Raw genomic sequence first — 17233 nt, forward strand, 5'->3', positions numbered from 1 at the left:
CCTCGAACTCAGCGCGTGGTGCGGGGTAGCGGGAAGGGCCCCGCCTCCGGGTCGCTGTCCTTGCGCCTAAAAGGCTGAAACAGCTGCGCGGGACGCCCGCCGGTGTCGGATAGTTGGACCTCGCCGCGCGCGTCGGTGACGGGTTGCAGATAGGGCTGCATCCGACGGTTGAAGGTGTCGCGTTTGAGGGGCTCCCCGAGGACCGCCTCATGGACCTTGCGCAGTTGGCTGAGGGTGTAGGGCGGTCGGATGAGGTGGAGGGGATCCGGGGAGCGCTCGTAGCGGCGCCGGGTCCGACGTACCGCGGTGGTCACCATCTCGCCGTGGTCGTAGGCGAGTGCCTCGCGGGTGACGCGACGACCGCGACTGGCGTCGCCACGGATCGGGAGAGTCTCCACGGTGCCGGGGGAGAGGAGGTCGACCTCCTCGGGGCGCAGCGTCGTGAGGTGGCTGACCGACACCACCCAGCCGCGCTCGTCCCTATGAGGTGCGTCGTAGACCCCGAGCATCTCGAGGTAGGTCGTGCCGCGGGGCTGATAGGAGAGCTTCTCGGTCATCAGTTCACGCACCGTCTGCGTGACGGTGTGCCGCTCGCGGACGAAGCGACCGGGGAGCACGGCTGTGCCGTCGTCGCGCCGTTGGACTACGACCCCTAGCGATGGATGCTCGTCAGCCGAGCGGGGGGTGCCGACAGTGAGGATCACCAGGTCGATCGCTAGATGAGGGCGCGGATAGTCGGCGAGATTCGTCACGAGCCGCATCTTAGCGCGAATGTGCGCAATCTTGTGGTATCCTTATCGCAGATAATCACAAAGTGTTGTTCGTGTCGGTCGGCTTGGACAATTGGGCCCGAGCCCTAGGTGTTGGCATCTCGGGAGCCAAGGCACATATCGGCTCCTTTTGCAGCACCACACTTAGCGCACATTCACTCATAGTCACCCAAGGAGGTGGAGCACATGCTCCACGTAGGACAAGGCACCACGGTAGGAAGCCTCACCGTCTTCCCCGTCTGGCAGAACCGCACCTCGTCGGGCGTACGCCGCTACGACACCAACCCGGAGACCCTGCAGATCGAAGAAGCCGAGGGTGGACCCACCGTGCCGCAACTCGTCGCGACCAACACCGGGGCGAAGCCGGTGCTGGTGTTGGACGGTCAACTCTTCGAGGGAGGTTGGCAGCACCGGATGGCGACTCGCTCCACCCTGGTCGGAGCAGGTGCCCGAGCGCTGCTCGATGTCGCCTGCGTCGAGCAGCACCGCTGGGGAGGGGAGCGAGCCCAGGTCACCAAGGGGCGTCGAGCCACGACGTACGTCCGCCACGGCTACGACGAGGTCGGACAGCAGTCGGAGGTGTGGTCACGAGTCAAGCGCTACGGAGGATCGTCCGCGACGGGGTCGTTGGCTGATCGGCTCTCAGCGCCTGATGACCAGGCGGGGTGGATGCTCAAGCGAGTCCGGCCACTCCCTGGCCAGACTGGCGTCATCGTCGGCATCGGCGGTCAACCCCTCGCTTTGGAGGTCTTCGACCACCCGCAGACCCTGCACGAGCAGTTTGAGGTCATCATTCGAGCCGCCTGCCTCGACGCCCTGGGACGCCCCGCCCTCCCGACTCCGGGGCGCCGAGCCCGCCGGCTGGTCGAGCGTCTCGAAGGGACCACGCTCGACCACGAGCCGGACATCGGCCAGCGCTCGAAACTCGGACGAGCCCGCACCGCCGAACTCGATGTGATGTCGCTGCAGCAGTCCTACCGACGACTTCACCTGCGCGCCACCTACCTGCGGCACCCCATCTTGGTGGGTGCCTGAGATGTCCGACAGCAACCCGACCATCACTAGCGCAGAGAACGCAGACCTCATGGAACACCAATCAGATGAACGCATTCGCCTCTCCGCGGCCCAGCTGGACCGAGCCTGCGGCGTACTCCTGGGGGCAGCCGCTGGCGATGCGCTCGGGGCCGGGTACGAGTTCGCCTACGTCGACGAGGACCTCGTCCCCGCCATGATCGGCGGCGGGCTCGGCAACTTCGCTCCGGGGGAGTGGACCGACGACACCTCGATGACCTGGGGTATCGCCCAGGTCGCCGCGACCGGGGTGGACCTACACACCCCCGCAGCGCTCGATGCGATCGCCCGGAACTTCCGCGACTGGTACGAAACGCGCCCACCCGACATCGGGATCAACACCAGCGCCGTGCTCTCCGCTGCTGGCCCGAACCCGAGCGGCACGGCGATGACAACGGCCGCGAAGAGCCGCGAAGAGCGCACCGGCCGCACGGGAGGAAACGGCTCCCTGATGCGCACCGCCCCTGTCGCCTTGGCCTACCTCAATAACCCCAAGGGCCTGGTGGAAGCAGCCATGGCGGTCAGCGCGCTGACCCACTACGACACCGACGCCCAAGAGGCATGCGCCCTGTGGTGCCTCGGGATCCGCCACGCAGTGTGGGACGGCGACTTCGACCTTCGCCGGGGCCTACGCCACCTGCCCGAGCGGTCTCAAGCCAAGTGGCAGGAGCGTCTGGACGAGGCCGAGGGATCACCCCCTAGCTCGTTCAACCCCAACGGGGGAGCCGTCGCTGCCCTGATGGCGGCCTGGTCCTCGATCTGTCAGACCGCCGTCCCGTCGTCGGATGACCGCTACGCGTGCGAACACCTCGTCGACGCCCTGGGCACGGCGATTCGTATCGGGCACGACACCGACACCGTGGCCTCCATCGCGGGAGCACTCCTCGGCGCGCGATGGGGGATGTCCGCGATCCCCGCCGGATGGCGACGCGTTCTGCATGGTTACCCGGGGCTGGACGGGAGGGAGCTGGAACGGCTCGCGTGCCTGATCGTCCGCCAAGGAAGACCGGGGAAGTACGGCTGGCCCACCGTGGACCACATCGAGTACACCGGCCTGCAATACGGCAAACCTGCGCTGGCACGTCACCCGCACGACCCCGGTGTCTGGCTCGCGGGTGCCACCGCACTCGACGCCATCCCCGGGGACGTCACTGCCGTGGTGTCGCTCTGTTTGACCGGTCTCACACAGGTGCCGACGCAGATGCAGCACATCAACTTCCGCCTCATGGATGAACCGGACCCCGCTGCGAACCCGAACCTGGACTACGTCCTGGCCGACGCAGCCCGAACCCTCGCCGGCCTACGAGCAGAGGGTGAGATTGTCCTCCTCCACTGCGTGGCCGCGCACTCGCGCACACCGACCGTGGGCATCGCGTACGCAGTGCTGCTTGGGATTCCCCTGGACCGCGCAATACGGGAGGTCTGCGCAGTTCTGCCTACGGCGAGGCCGAATGCCGGATTCCGCAGGGCGTTGGAACACTTCGCGCCGCCGTCTGCCTCTACGCTCGGCCCGGCCACCTCGACTAGGTCAAACGGATCAACCGCGGCACCCTGTCGTTCGTCTGGATGGCGAACGTCTTGACCGACACAGAACCCAACCTGGCGTCCAGTGTCTAAGCCGCGTAAATCAGTCCGCTCGGTGCGGTTACGCAACGGCCCTGCTTGAGGACGGCGTTGAGGGCGTCGTCCAGTCGAGCGCTGATCGACGCCGTTAGTCGTTTGCCACCTAAGAAGCGAACCGTCTCTCGCAGCAATTCGTCCGATGCCATGCCCGCGTAGGCCACACAGAGGGCAACCATGACGTTTCCAAGTTCACGGTGACTGACTTGGTCGACGGACCTGGAGGTTCCATCGGCTGGTCGACGGAAGCCAAGCCAAGTGTCTGGGCTCTGACTCGCTGGCCAGGCGAACCCGGCATCCCCACGCCGGTGCGCCGGCGCGAGTCCGTCGAGAATCGCCTGACCTCGATCGGAGCTGACCCGGCTCAAGCCGAAGGAGGCGGCAGTGAGCTTTGCGAGGCGGCCGTACTCGATAGGCCCCTCAGTTTCGATGATGATGCTCAGTGCCTTGGAGACGATGGCCTTGGCCTGAGGATCTGGCAAAGCATCGAGGACCTGTCGTTCGCCGAAGGTTTGAGGTTGCCATTCCACGAACGTCGATTCGCCGGGAAGGAACTCCGGTTCCAACGGCGCTTCCGCCACGACGGGGGGAGCAACGTCGTGGAGCGTGGCGTGGGTCGTGCTGTCCGCCGGCGTGAGAGGTTTCGCCAAAGGCGCCTCCGCCGCGAGCGCAGCCGTAAGGGCTCCCCTCTCCCGATCTTCCTGACGTTGCCGGAGAGTGACCTTCGCATCTTCAACGGCTTGGCAGATGCTGTCCGCAATGCGATCCGGGTTCTGCAACCAGGATGGCAGCCATACTCGTTCGACCGCCGGCCACTGCATTAGGGAGCCGAGGACCTGGACGGGCAGCCCGTCGCGGTCGCCCACGGTTTGGCGCTTGGCCCAGCCTTCGCCGTCGAGCAAGATCGCGACGAGGGGTTGATCCGGGTCGGTGGCATCGGCGACGGTGATGTCGACCTTGAATTCCGACAGCCCGACATTGGTCGAGACATGTAGACCTTTTTGGCGCAGGAAGTCGGCGACTTCCTCGCGATGGCGGTCTACAACCTCAGTCGCACGTGCACCCGATGAGTCACGCGCACCCACACCCGACGCGGCGAGGTCGAGATAACTACGCAGGTGCTTGATTCCGACGGACTGCGTCTCGTTAGCACGCAACTGCGCTGGGTCGAAACTACTGAAGACGATGACCTGACGCCGGGCCCGGGTCACAGCCACATTCAGGCGGCGCTCGCCCCCGGCCCGGGTGAGCGGACCGAAATTGAGTGGCAGGACGCCCTTGTCGTTCACGCTGAAGGCGGTGGAGAACAGAATGACATCACGTTCGTCGCCTTGTACGTTCTCGAGGTTCTTGACGAAGAGCCCCTCACCTCCCGAGCCGTCGAGAGCCTCCACCAATCGCGCGTTTCCAGAGTCGCGAAGCAGCGATTCGATGAACGTACGTTGCTGAGTATTGAACGTGACGACGCCGATCGACGGGGTCGAGTGTGGAGACGCAGCGAAGCGCTCACTGATTTCGGCCACGATGGCCTCAGCCTCGACCTGGTTCGTACGCAGAAGTTTGCCTTTGCCCGATCGCATGAACGTGCCGTCGACCCGTCGCAGGCTCAGCCCAAGTCCCTGTCGGGCTGCTAACCCTGGACTCACCGGCGCTGGGAACGATGACAGCTTGTCCTCGTAGTAGTTCTCGTTGGAGAACGCAATCAGGCTCTCCTCCTGGCTCCGGTAGTGCCAAGTGAGCCAACGACGCGGCACCGACACATCGACGGCTTCGGAGAGAATGCTTTCCTGGTCTTGAACACTGAGTTCAGCAATTCCGTCGTCCGCTCCGCCTTCTCCAAGGGAGTCGCCGAACGAGGTAGGAGGCATCTGCTTGGAGTCGCCCACGATCACGACCGATTGCGCACGACCCATTGCGCCGACCGCTTCGGCGACTCGGATCTGTGATGCCTCATCGAAAACGACGAGATCGAAGGAGGTTCCCCCCACGGGGAAGAACCGGGAGACTGAGTCGGGGCTGACCAGGACGCACGGCATGATCTGAGTGACCAGGTCACCGTAGGTTTCCATGAGAGCCCGTACGCCGAGCCCGCCCCGCTGTCTCGAGAGTTCGCGCTGCAAGGCGCCCACCTGTCCTCGACCCGAGGCCCGGAAGGGCCGACTGTCGAGGACCTGACGGGGGACCTCGGACTCCATGTGCTTCCTGACGAGCACACTGCTGCGGGCGAATCGTTGGACGGTGCGATGGTGCTTGTCGTCATCGAAGCCGTCGAGGCCTGTGGCCTGAGACCGCTCGACTAGTGAGGCACTGGCCAGGCCGCGCTCCCAAGCGCCGGCTGCTTCGTCGGCCTCAACCTCCCCGTTGAGCAGCGTGCGCCAGGCTTCCTCGCATCCCGCGGCGCGCAGCGGTTCCAGCGACGCGATGAACGCGACCCACCTGCGTAGGCTTGAGGCGTTGGTATCGTCCAAGGCTCGGCCGCCCCGCGTCTCCTGCCAGCGTTGAAGCATGTGCTGGCCGCCTAGGAACGATTCCCATTCATTCGCCGTTTTGTCGCCGACGAGATCCAGAAGACCCGATAGCGAGACGCGCAGATCGACGAGCGTCGCGAGCGTCGGCTGGTCGATTGCAGTGGCTTGGTTCTCAAGCCAAGCGCGAAGGCGTTCTACGAAGATGCCGGGGTTGTCGCTGGGCCGGACCTGAGTGCCCGCCCAGCGGAGCCACTCGACTTGCCGATCGATCAGTTCGACACCATCAGGAGTCAGTGGGTTCCATGAGTCCGGAATGCGGATGCCAGCGAGGGAAGTCGCCTGCTCGGCCATGCCGCGGACACTGGTTTGAACTTGAACAAGAGCCTTGACCAGCTCCGGGACCTGCTTGGGCTTCGGAGCCGCTCCTTGGCGCAATGCCGGTTCCAATTGTTGAAGAACGGCGCGGAGTCGCTTCTTGCGACCGAAGAATCCAGAGTTGGCCGCCGCCTGCGCCTGCACATGCAGATCGCCGAGCGGTAGATCGAGGGCCGCCGGGGTGACTTGATCCAGACCCGGGTGAGCGGCCGCTACGAACGCCGCGACGTCGGCAGTCAGCGACGACGTGCCACTTCGCCAGGCCTCGTCTCTGGTTCGGTCCAAGGCCGCAATTGACGGCGCAGAGTGCTCAGCCAGCCCAATCAGACTCGCAACCTGATCCGGGGTTCTGACTGCGTCCAGCACAGTGAATAGACCCCCAGATCGGGGCAAAGCCTGAATCGCCTTGTCCAATCGGAGCGCTGCTTCGTGAATGGCCTGGGTCCGGCTCTCATCCGGGGACACGACGCTCACGAAGGACCACGGGTGATGTTCACTCGGGCTCGTCTCGTCGGCCGTTTCCGGTAGCCGACTTAAGCATGAACGGATTGCTCTGTGACGTTCTTCGGATTCAGCGAGCAGACTCCGAGGCACAGGTAGCTCAACACCATGCGTTCCGCGGGCCAGTTGTGTCCCTCTCGCTGTGTAGTAGGAGAGGCCGGCCTCGTTCGTCTCGTGAAGGCGTCGGGCATAGCGGGCGAGTGCCCGACGAGCGGAGTTCAGTTCCTCTGAGTCCGCCTCGAGCCCGGCGCTATCGACGCCCACTTGATGCTCCAGCGCAGCCTTGATTTGCGAGCGGACGGCCGCGGGCTTGCTGCCTTTGTCGTGCAGATCGAGGCAGAACGGCCGCATGCCGACAGCGCCAAGTCGGGCGGAGACGACATCGAGGGCAGCACGTTTCTCGGCAACGAAGAGCACCCTTTGGCCGTCTGCGATAGCCCGCGTAAGCAGGTTGGTGATCGTTTGGGACTTCCCGGTACCGGGAGGGCCTTCAAGTACGAACGTGCGGCCAGCGACGGCGTCCCTGATTGCTTCCAACTGCGAGGCATCCGCCGGAATGGGGCACTGGGTTTCAAGAACATCCAGTTCGTCGTCGTCGCCGCCTACGGGCTGGTCGACGAACTCGTCGGTGGGAGTCTCGACCAGATGCTTGACGAGGCTGTTCTTCGTGAGTTCTGGCCAGTGGTCGTTGAGATCCTTCCATAGGCGGAACTTGGCAAACTGCAGGATGCCGATGGAGGCAGACTCCTCCACTCGGTAGTTGAGCCCTCGCTCGACCAGGGTGGTCCGGACCGAGTTGAGCGCGCCCGAAACGTCCACGCCGTAGTCGTCCTCGATAAGGTTCTCAAGACCGGGCAATAACAGGCCCTGGTCCTGTCTCAACTTCTCAAGTAAGCAGTAGTTGGGTGTGCTGCCGCCGGATTCATCGAGCGTGATGCGGTAACTCCGACCTCTCGAAGTCGTGCTCAGGTTAATTGGAATCAGGATCAGAGGGGACCGCAGTTGCCGTCCCTCCAGCTCCCACGCCAAAGTCCCCACGGTGAGGTAGAGGTTGTTAGCTCCGCTCTCCTCGAGAATCGTTCGGGCCTTGTATGCCAGCGACCTCATCCTGGTTGCGTAAGCGGCCTCAGTCAGTGAGATGAAGAGAGACCCCTTCGAGCCCAGCAATTCGCTCAATCGGTCTTCAGGGAGGTCGAAACCGGAGCGGACCCCGCGTTCTGCATGGATATCGTCAACCTGATCTTGCGGTCTCAGAGAGATCGCGGTCCCCGCATGGAGGAGATCTTCAATGCTCGCAAGTTGACCCTGAGGGACCCGCAGCGGCAAACCAGCCTTGTCGGTGAAGTTGATCAGCCGGTTACGAAGGGTCAAGTCTAGAAGGGAGTTCTTCCACGATTGAACCCGAGGCGGTACCGAGTCCTCGGGAGCGCTCTGCTCGTTTCTGCGTGGTCTGGCGGGAAGTCGGACCGCTGTGCTGTGTTGGCTTGCCTTGTATTCATGAACTTGAACTTCGCCATTAACTCGAACGCGCGCAGGCAGCGGAAGGATGTCATTGGTTCTCGCACACCTGACGTCAACGACCCCCACAATTTTTTCGAGGTCGCCCGACAGCCAGGTGTCGCGAGGCGACTGGCAGGCCTGAGCGAAGCTCGCTGCTCCGGACTGGGTGACTAGAGTTGTCTCGATGGGAACGATGGCACCCAGGTCAACAAGGTTGACGACCTCGCGCCCGTCGGTTGTCGCGGTCGCGTCCAGTTGCACTTTCTCGGCGGCATACCCCACGAAAGCGTGGCCTTCGACCACCCAGATGGACGGGTATATGCCGGCCTGCTCGAGTGCCGCAGCGATGAGCACCGTCGTGTCGAGGCAGGTGCCGATGTGTCCATCGAGAACATCGGAAGGGGTGCGGATCTTTTGCCCGTCATCTGCCCAGCTCGCGGGCGGCTCGGCGTACCGGATGCCCCAGTTGCAGGTCGCCTCATAGATCGCGGCGGCGATGGCATCCACGCGTTCCCTACCGGATTGGTAGCCCTCGAGGGCAGGTGAGCCCGTTTGCGTAGTCAGAATCTTTGAGGCCTCAGCCAATAGGCGTGACACCCCCGGATCGTTCGGCATCACATGCGCGGCGAGCATTTCAAGCGAGAGTGGCATCGGCCACGCGAGCCATTGTTTGGCAGCGAGGATCTGCACGTCGTGTCGTTCTTCGGCGAGGACTTCCCCGGCCGATTCGATGCGAACGACGATCCATCCCGGTTGCTGCTCGTCGACTTGCAGCAGGCCCGCTGGGTCAAGGCTGATTGCAGGATGCTGGATCCGCTGCGTCCCCGGGGCCAGATCAATGAACTGTCTGTGGGGGTGCCCGATAGGGCCCTGGGCATCCTCCAGCGTGACGACGAGCTCACACCCCTGTGCACCGCTGCCTGCGTGCTCAATCTCGATCGAGTCCAGCACCGCAACCCGGTTGTGTGCCATCGCGTAGCTGAGGGTTTCCTTCGACGTGAAACTGATCCGGGTGGAAATCTGCATGATCCGAGGGTGTCCTTTCGCGTGGCCGTGTGACCCACAGCGAGCAACGTAACAACCATAGAGACATCTGTTTTACTTTCCTGAACCTGGTCTCGTAGAACCGTTGCGCGAACGACGTGCAGGGGTCGAGTTAGCGTGATCCCTCCGACTACATCAGAGATGGGAGTCTCCTTGCGCGACAACGAGCAGGTGGTGGTGATCGCTGCAGGTTCGGCCTGGCCCTTCTACCAACTCACTTCCGCCTACGTCTGCCAGGTAGGACGGACCTTTCGAAGCGCTGGGCGAATGTCTTTCTACTCCGGCCGGCAGATACACGGGCTAGCGGCCGTCATCCAGCAGATTGTTCCTGAACTGGAACTCACCGAAGCGGAGGCCGCGCGACGGAGCCTAAGTATGGATCCGGTGGACCGCCATATTGGCGCTGCCCTCGTAGAGGCGCTCCGGGAGGATCGAGACGACACATTCGTTCAGATCGTGCTCTTGTCATCTCAGCGATCTGATCAGACTCTGCATTTTAGTCCTCTTGCTCACCACGGAGGCCAAGCATGGACCAAGAATCAGCGATACGTGACGACGCGCGACCTGCTCTCAGCCCGGACGACGAGTGATCTGACAAGCGAAGAGTCGCCGTCTGCGGGGGAAGAGTGAACGCGCGCATCGAAGCCAGGGAGCGGGAGGCCACTAGTTGGTATGAGCATGCCCGTTGGCGTTGTCAGGCGTTCGAATCTGCGCTGACGCGCCAACTTCGCCGAGACCTCCAAAGAGAGGGAATGGGCCGAAACGCGGTGGAGTCCCGAACGAAGTCAGTGACGAGCTTCGTTGGCAAAGCCCTGACTCTGGACCCGATCGATCCGACCGAGTTCAAGTACGCGGATCCGCAGGCGGAGATCACCGATACCGTCGGTGTCCGCATCATCGTCCCCTTGAGCCCCGACGTTGGACCAGTCCGAGACCTGTTGCGGCGAAGCTACTCAATCGCAGAGGAAGACGATCGGGGTTCGTCGGATGAACTCGAAGTTCCCGGGTACCGGAGTCTGCATATGCTGTTGCGTCTCGGAGATGAAGCGCAGCATGATCCTGATTTTCGTGACATGGCTGGCATGGTGGCTGAGGTACAGATCCGCACAATTCTCCAGCATGCTTGGGCTTCGATCCAGCACGATCTTCAGTACAAGTCGAAGGGACCCACAACACCCAATCTGCGTCGCCGTCTGACGGCCCTGGCAGGGGTCCTCGACCTAGCGGACCGAGAGTTCGTGGACGTACGCGAGCAGCACGGTGAGTCTGGCGCTGGGCCGAGGCCGAAGCGCGATCCCATGGTCGCCGATGAGCCGATCTCAGCGGCCGCGACCAAGCGGCTTGTCGCGGGTTGGGTTGGAGACGAGCCTCTGGACGGGGTGTGGTTTGACGTTATGGCAAACGTTCTTTCCGAGCTTGGTTACACGACCACGGGCGAGGTGTCCAAGTCGCTAGACAGTTGCCGGCCAGACGTCGCTGAAATCATCGCCGCCATTCGGTCATCCCGGCCGCACGCGAATTCGGTTCAGATTATCGATCTGCTGCTCCGAGTGGCACTGGATGGCGTCTACGCGGAGAAGCGGCTGTCCGGAAGCATCTTGAACGACCCGCGGGAGGCGAGGCGTGCCTTCAGCGCGGAGCGCAGTGCGTTGGTCGCTTTGTTGGAAGCCGGTCAGTAGTGGGCGCCGTCTTCGCGGTGGTCACTATGACGGTCGCTGCGATCCTGGCCCGAGTGGCCTGGCTCGCTCGCGCGGGCAGGGTGCACAGACGCGTTCTCGTGGCGCTCGCCGTCGCCTGTGGTGCGGCTTTGCTCGCCATGATCGTCACCGACTGGCCACTGGAGGTGCTCGCCGAGTTTTGGGCCGGCCATTCCGTGCTCGCTGGCGTGCTGAGCACAGTCCTCATGCTGGGCATTGGGTTTCTGATCTTCGAGGTCTGGGATTTGGCCGAACAGTCCGAACTTGATGGCAGTCTGACCGCGGCCGGAATGGGTGGTCTCGTGGATCATGTTGTCGACGTGGAGGTCGCGCTTGCGCTCGTGGCTGCCGGGCGCTCACCAGACGAATTCGGGTGGCAGGGTTGGGAAGGGGGCCGGCCTCTGAAGTGGCTGACGTTGGCACGGCCAATGCTTCGCCGGGGGGCCTCGGGTTCGCCGGCTGCTGGTGACCCACGTGGATGGAAGTCCACGCTGAGCGACTGCCAGCACGATGACATGTCATGGCGCCTACAGCTGATCGACCAGAGCGTCCGGCGACTGATTACCGGGATTAAGGCATGGACCCCAGTTGTGGGCAGGTCGAGGAATGGCACCCGAGCGCTCATCTCCCTCGCACAGATCCGGAACGAGCTGATGGGTGTTGACGGTCTACTTGGGTCGGGCGAAGTATCGCAGGCAGGCGAGCGAATCGAGGAGCTCAGGGCACGTTGCCGAGTGCTGGTGTTGGCGCTTGAAGGCACCAGCTTGTTGCAGGACCAGATTACTCCGAATTGGGCGCTGTCCGGGGCTCGACCAGAGGTTCTGGCCGTACCCCACCGGCACGCGGGTCAGGCGCGCCATCATGGGAGGCCGCACAACGAGTGGTCGCGTCGCATCGAGCAGATCGACCGGGATCTGAACGGTCAGTGACCTGCCTCGATATTCTCAGCAATCGCGTCGCACCCTCAGGAGAATGCGCTGGTGCCAAGAACGCTCCGATCATCAGCCGGCATCGAACCAGCACCTAGTCGAAGTCGCTCAAGCAGGGTTCGAGCAGTGGCTGGGGATGTTGGAACTAGATGCCTCTCGATTGGCGCTGGACGTTCGAGCGGTTCTCACACTGATGCACCTTCTCCCAGAAGTCGCCGACCGTCATAGGGAAGTTCAAGGTAGCGCTGATACCCCCGGTCCCAAGGGTGATCGCTTCGCCTTCTTGCGCTAGGGACACATCGGTGCCGCGGTTGGGGTCGACCCACCCGGCCAAGTCGGCGGTCTCCTTGACCTCGGCATACTCAAGCAGTTGGTCAAGTGTGCTCAGGATGATCGCCCTACGGAGCGACGGCGCAGTCCGTATGAGGATCTTCTTGACATCAATTGCAGGGACTGCCGTGTACAGGAGGGAGCGCGCCTCGGCGTATCGAGGGTTTGGACCCTGGCCGGTTCGCTCAAGCAGAGCCGCCACACGGTCGGGCCGGGAGTTGTGAGCGTTGTCGGCAATCTTGACGAGCGTGGCGTCTCGTGAGGTACAGATGCGGGCTATTGCCTCTTGATAGGCCAAATTCGGGTGAAGGTTTCGGGAGACCAATTCGATGGCGACTAGAGATCGGTTCGAAACCCCTTCGGCCCGAAGATCCTCCAGCGTTAGGTCGCTGTCCTCGATGGCGTCGTGCAGCATGGCTGCAATTTGTATGTCGATGTCGAAGTCCACCAGCCCTGCGGCCACCGCCTCGACGTGTTCGAAGTAATCGACGCCTAGCTTGTCCACCTGGCCAGCATGTGCCGTGCGGGCGAGTTCCCGGGCTTGATTGAGCGTGAACGAACTGTTGTTGCGTGGTGGAGTTTTGGGAGGCATTCAGGGACCTTCGGCGTGGTCGGAACTACGGACGAGGTGCTGCAGAGCGTGCGTTCTTCACGGGAGAGTCCCGTGGAGTGGTGGGGGTTGAGGTTCCGCGCGGCGGTGGGAATAAGGCGGCCATCGGTGGAATCTTCCGTGTGAAACGACTAAGTCACGCACTGAGACAGGACCACCGGTGGCCTTGTCCCAGTCTGCCCTGTCCGAGCTCCTTGAAGAGCTCCGAACCGGCGAGAATGTCGACATGATCCGCGAGTCGCTCCGCGCCGTGCTCCAGGGACTCATCGAGTTTGAAGCCGCCACCGACACCGCCACCGCTATCGGCGCCGAGCGCCGCGCACGTCCCCAAGTCTCACGCCAGCATGGCCGCCGCCGTGATCGGGCTCGTCGCGACGGTGCTCATCGACATGCACGCCGAGTGGATCGCGGCGACCGTCGCTATCTCAGAAGAATCCAGGACCCACCGTGGATCTTCAAGAACACGCCGCCATCAAGAGCGGCGAGTGGGGCACCGAGAATTCCTCAAAGCCCACCACCCCGTGGGGCTCTATCAGGGCCGATGGAATATTGGATAGGTACCCCGCCGCGGACCCGTCTCTTTACAGATAACAGCGACTACTGCTTCGTGAGCTAGGACGCCTTACAAGTGGCAGCCTCCGCGGACTCTCAACTGGGGCGCCTCCCCCGGGACCTCCGATCTCCGACGCCAGGCTCTTGCCGGTTATCTCGCATAGCATCGTGACGTGAGTGAGGATTCCGAAAAGGCAGAAGAGGCGAGGCACCCTCGGCTAGGCGTTCGTTGGATCAGCCTGCTGCTGGGGGCAGTGGTTTCCGCGGCAGTTTTGGCCACGCCGGTGATCGATACCCCGTCAACCGTTGGTAAAGGCGAAGATTGCACAGCGGGCGGTCGGCCCGACTTGGACACCGTTTTTGTGCTTGAGTCGTCGGACCCGATGGCGATCAACGACTCCGAGGGGCTGCGCAAGTCAGCGACCATCGCGTTTGTGAACGGCATGAACGCGCAATCTCGCGCAGCGGTCGTCGACTTCGACGACCACGGTCAAGTGGTTCAGGGCCTCACGGCCGACAAGGGCGTGCTCATCGCAGCCATCGACACAATCGACGACCAAGGTGGCGCCGATCTCGGTGCCGGGGTACGGGCAGCGCTTGATGAGTTAGCGGACCACTCCCTCGAGGGGCGCGAGCAAGCCATCGTTCTCATGACCGACGGACGAGGCTCTTACGACGTGGGTTTGACGGCTGCAGCTGCAGTCGCTGGTGTGCAGATCTTCACCATCGGACTCGGTTTGGAGGTTGAAAGCGCCCTCCTCAGGCGTGTCGCCGAGGTCACTGGCGGTATCCATTCGCTCGTGGGCCCCGTCGTAGGCCCGCTTGTGCACCAAAGTGAGTTGCCCGCCGGCTCCGACACTGATGCTGATGGACTCAGTGACTGCGAAGAAACCCAGGGCGCTTGGGATGCGCGGGGCGAACGGCATGTCACGGACGTCAATGATCCTGATTCCGATGGTGACGGCCTGACCGACGGTCAAGAGGTGACGAGCGATCTCGGCTCGTTTGGGGCCGATGCGGCATACGGGTTTCTACACCTTCCGCTTGGTGCTGAGGCGTTTCGCTATGTGGTCTCGGATCCGAACGACAGGGACACGGACGCGGACGGGGCTGCAGACGGACTTGAGTTCGATCTCGGGACCCAGCTTTTCGTCTCCGACAGCGACGGCGACGGCTTGAACGACTTCGAGGAGGTGGACCAGTACGGGACGAATCCTCTTGATCGCAACACCGATGGCGACAAGAGAGACGACGGATGGGAGGTTGACAACGCTTCTGCAGGTTTCGACCCGACCATTTTCGATGAAGAACTCTCGAAACTGACCTACGCGAAGGACTTCATCGCTGGAGCTACCTGTCCTGATGGATTCGGATTCTGCGAGACGGACTCCATCGCGTATCTCGCTGGATCCATGGGCGGCGGACTGTTCGCCGTCAAAGATGTTCTCGATGTCATCGGCAACCTGACTACCCTCGACTTCGTCGGAGCGGGGCTCGCTGCGGTGGCGATCGTGCCGGTGGCCGGAGACGTTAGCGGCATCATCGCCAAGAGCACCCGTTTCCTGAAACGCGTTCCGGCTCAGAAGCGAGCCGACGGACTTGCCGCTATCGCGAAGGCTGATATCTCGACTTCAGCGCGAATGCAGGTGCTGCATGCGACAGAGCGCGAGAACGTCTCGATCCTTGAGGACGCGGGGATGTCTGATGACGGAATTCTTGCCGCGGTCGGCTCGCGGATACAGCTACAAGCTATGGCCAAGGGTGTTCGAGGAGCTGGGAGAGTCGAGAAGTCACCGCGAGTCTTCGCGACAGAAAAAGAAGCACAGGACCTACTCGTCGCGAAGAACGCGGCTGCAATTCCCGAAGCATTCTTTCGATGTCCAGGGTGCCCACTAGGCAGTACGCGCGGCTCACGACGGGTTGATCTCTACGACCCGTCAACGCGAACGGCGACCGAGATAAAGATTGGGCATGTTCGCTTCGCAACCACCAGGGATGAGGTTGCCAAAGACGTCGCGCTGCTGAGGGACCCCGCTACGCCGATCGATTCCGTCGTGTGGCACTTCTATCCGAAAGCGCCGGGAGCAGTGGGGCCCGACGACGAGTTGCGCGAAGCGCTCACTAGCAACGGGATCCTCTACGTCGTCCACTTGCCGTAGAGAGTTGGCCGCATTGTGTTCTCATCTAGCCCCTGTCCGCGCCAACACCTACGGTGGGCACAACTGGTCTCCGCGCGGATAGGTGACCCGAACCGGCTTACCCCGCCCCTCGTGAGCGGATTTTGCGGGCACACTCCGGGCACAGTTGGGTGTCATGAGCGGCGTCGGATGGCATCAAATGCCTGATGCGAAAGCCTGCAGCAGCGCGGACGGTGGGTGAACAGACCTCCTACGGATCAGAAGGTTGGGGTTCGAATCCCTACAGGCCTTGTTCCGGGTGGGTTCGCGACCTTCAGATCCTCGCTGCCGATGCGCCAGGCTCGCGAATCTGCGTCGCCATGGCGTGGAAGCCTCCGTCGACGTGGAGCACCTCGCCCGTGATCGCTCGGGATGAGTCGGAGAAGAGGAAACAGACTGCGTCGGCAACCACCGACGCATCGGACGAGTCCCACGTCAGCGGGGCCTGACGTTCCCAGGCGTCTTCCAGAACTCTGAAGTCCGGGATCCCGGAGGCCGCCTTCGTGCGCAGCGGACCAGCGGCAACCAGGTTCGCCCGCGATCCGGCACCTCCGAGGTCTCGTGCCAGGTAGGTGTTGAGTGAGCGAAGGGCAGCCTTGCAGGGCCCCATCCAGTTGTAGACCGGAAAAGCTCGCTCTGAGTCGAAGTCGAGGCCGACCAGGCTGGCCCCTGATGGAGGCGCCAACCGAGACATCAGGCTGCCGAAAGCGGCGTAGGTCCAGACGCTGGTGCGGAAGGCCAACTCCACGTCGGCCGCAGGCACGTCCAGGACGGAGCCCAGGGCAGCCTTCGGGGCGAACGCGATGGCGTGAAGCATCCCGTCGACGGTTCCCCAGCGTTGCTGCAGCTCGGTCTCCAGGCGGGCCATGTCTTCTGGAGCGGTCGCATCAACCTCGACCACGCCCACGACGCCGGGGCACCGGGCGGCCACCTCTTCCGCACCAGCCAAGGCGCGCGGGTACGCCGCAAGCACGGTCTCGGCGCCCAACTCTCCCGCACGCTCGGCCACCGCCGCGCCGATGCTCTGTGGGTCTGTCACGCCGCTGATGAGCAGCCGCTTGCCGGTCAACACCTCAAGATCCCCGCACTCTCCTGCACCCGTGGTGGGCGCTTGGGGCGGGACGCTAGCACGAATCAGGAAGCACGAATTAATTTGCTTGTGATGGGCCATGTGTCGCCCACGTGGATGGCGAGAAGCTCGCTTCAGGGGGTACGACGAGCCGCGTTCGGCCCGGCGATGAGGTCGAGGAAGGCGCCCACGGAGATCGCGGCCTCCAGGTCGTGGCGCAGGTGCGCACCGCGCACCACGGCGTACCGGTTGCGACGACCGACCTTCTCCTTGACCAGGTATCCCTGACCGACGAGCTCGCTGACGATCAGCTGTACCGCTCGTTCGGTGATGCCCACTGCCTCGGCGACGTCCCGCATCCGGGAGTCGGGATCCCGGGCCAGCGACACCAGCACATGGCCGTAGTTGGAAAGGAAGGTCCACTCGCCCTGGCTCACCCGCACCACAATACGCGAATGCTGAGTGTGCTTCATGTCACCCAACCTCATCCGACCGAATGTGATTCACGAATCAGTTTTCG

General features: G+C 63.2%; 10 protein-coding genes. 5 read left to right on the forward strand and 5 right to left on the reverse strand.

Annotation, left to right across the window (positions count from 1 at the left end):
* Positions 1-8: 8 nt before the first annotated feature.
* The gene (locus ACYVLV_RS16320; protein ID WP_460811462.1) at positions 9-752 is read right to left on the reverse strand and encodes an NrtR DNA-binding winged helix domain-containing protein; all 744 of its coding nucleotides are present in this window, start codon (positions 750-752) and stop codon (positions 9-11) included.
* Between the two features lie 204 nt (positions 753-956).
* Here ACYVLV_RS16320 and ACYVLV_RS16325 point away from each other — a divergent pair, with 204 nt between their 5' ends.
* Both ACYVLV_RS16325 and ACYVLV_RS16330 read left to right on the forward strand, forming a co-directional pair.
* Positions 957-1805 carry an ARPP-1 family domain-containing protein gene (locus ACYVLV_RS16325; protein WP_460811463.1) on the forward strand — a complete coding sequence of 283 codons (849 nt, stop codon included), beginning with the start codon at positions 957-959 and terminating at the stop codon, positions 1803-1805.
* 49 nt (positions 1806-1854) lie between these two features.
* A complete protein-coding gene (locus ACYVLV_RS16330) occupies positions 1855-3423 on the forward strand; it encodes an ADP-ribosylglycohydrolase family protein (RefSeq protein ID WP_460811464.1) in 1569 nt (522 codons plus the stop codon).
* Between the two features lie 31 nt (positions 3424-3454).
* Here the strand turns inward: ACYVLV_RS16330 and ACYVLV_RS16335 are convergent, their stop codons facing one another.
* Entirely contained in the window at positions 3455-9331 is a 5877-nt protein-coding gene (locus ACYVLV_RS16335) for a DUF4011 domain-containing protein (RefSeq protein WP_460811465.1), read from the reverse strand.
* Positions 9332-10101: 770 nt separating this feature from the next.
* Between ACYVLV_RS16335 and ACYVLV_RS16340 the strand changes: the two genes are divergently transcribed.
* Positions 10102-11028: a GTP pyrophosphokinase gene (locus tag ACYVLV_RS16340; protein WP_460811466.1), complete on the forward strand. Its 927-nt coding sequence runs from the start codon at positions 10102-10104 to the stop codon at positions 11026-11028.
* A gap of 98 nt (positions 11029-11126) precedes the next feature.
* Entirely contained in the window at positions 11127-11975 is an 849-nt protein-coding gene (locus ACYVLV_RS16345) for a hypothetical protein (RefSeq protein ID WP_460811467.1), read from the forward strand.
* 145 nt (positions 11976-12120) lie between these two features.
* Here the strand turns inward: ACYVLV_RS16345 and ACYVLV_RS16350 are convergent, their stop codons facing one another.
* Positions 12121-12897 carry an HD domain-containing protein gene (locus ACYVLV_RS16350; RefSeq protein WP_460811468.1) on the reverse strand — a complete coding sequence of 259 codons (777 nt, stop codon included), beginning with the start codon at positions 12895-12897 and terminating at the stop codon, positions 12121-12123.
* 743 nt (positions 12898-13640) lie between these two features.
* On the opposite strand from ACYVLV_RS16350, the gene ACYVLV_RS16355 reads away from it, so the two are divergent.
* Positions 13641-15626, forward strand: a complete 1986-nt coding sequence (locus ACYVLV_RS16355) for a VWA domain-containing protein (protein ID WP_460811469.1) — start codon at positions 13641-13643, stop codon at positions 15624-15626.
* A 292-nt stretch (positions 15627-15918) separates the two neighbouring features.
* Here ACYVLV_RS16355 and ACYVLV_RS16360 read toward each other — a convergent pair whose 3' ends face one another.
* On the reverse strand, positions 15919-16716 hold the full coding sequence (locus ACYVLV_RS16360; protein WP_460811470.1) for an SDR family oxidoreductase: 798 nt from the start codon (positions 16714-16716) through the stop codon (positions 15919-15921).
* A 131-nt stretch (positions 16717-16847) separates the two neighbouring features.
* On the reverse strand, positions 16848-17150 hold the full coding sequence (locus ACYVLV_RS16365; protein WP_460811471.1) for a hypothetical protein: 303 nt from the start codon (positions 17148-17150) through the stop codon (positions 16848-16850).
* Positions 17151-17233 lie beyond the last annotated feature (83 nt).

It is taken from the genome of Nocardioides salsibiostraticola, from assembly GCF_054783655.1.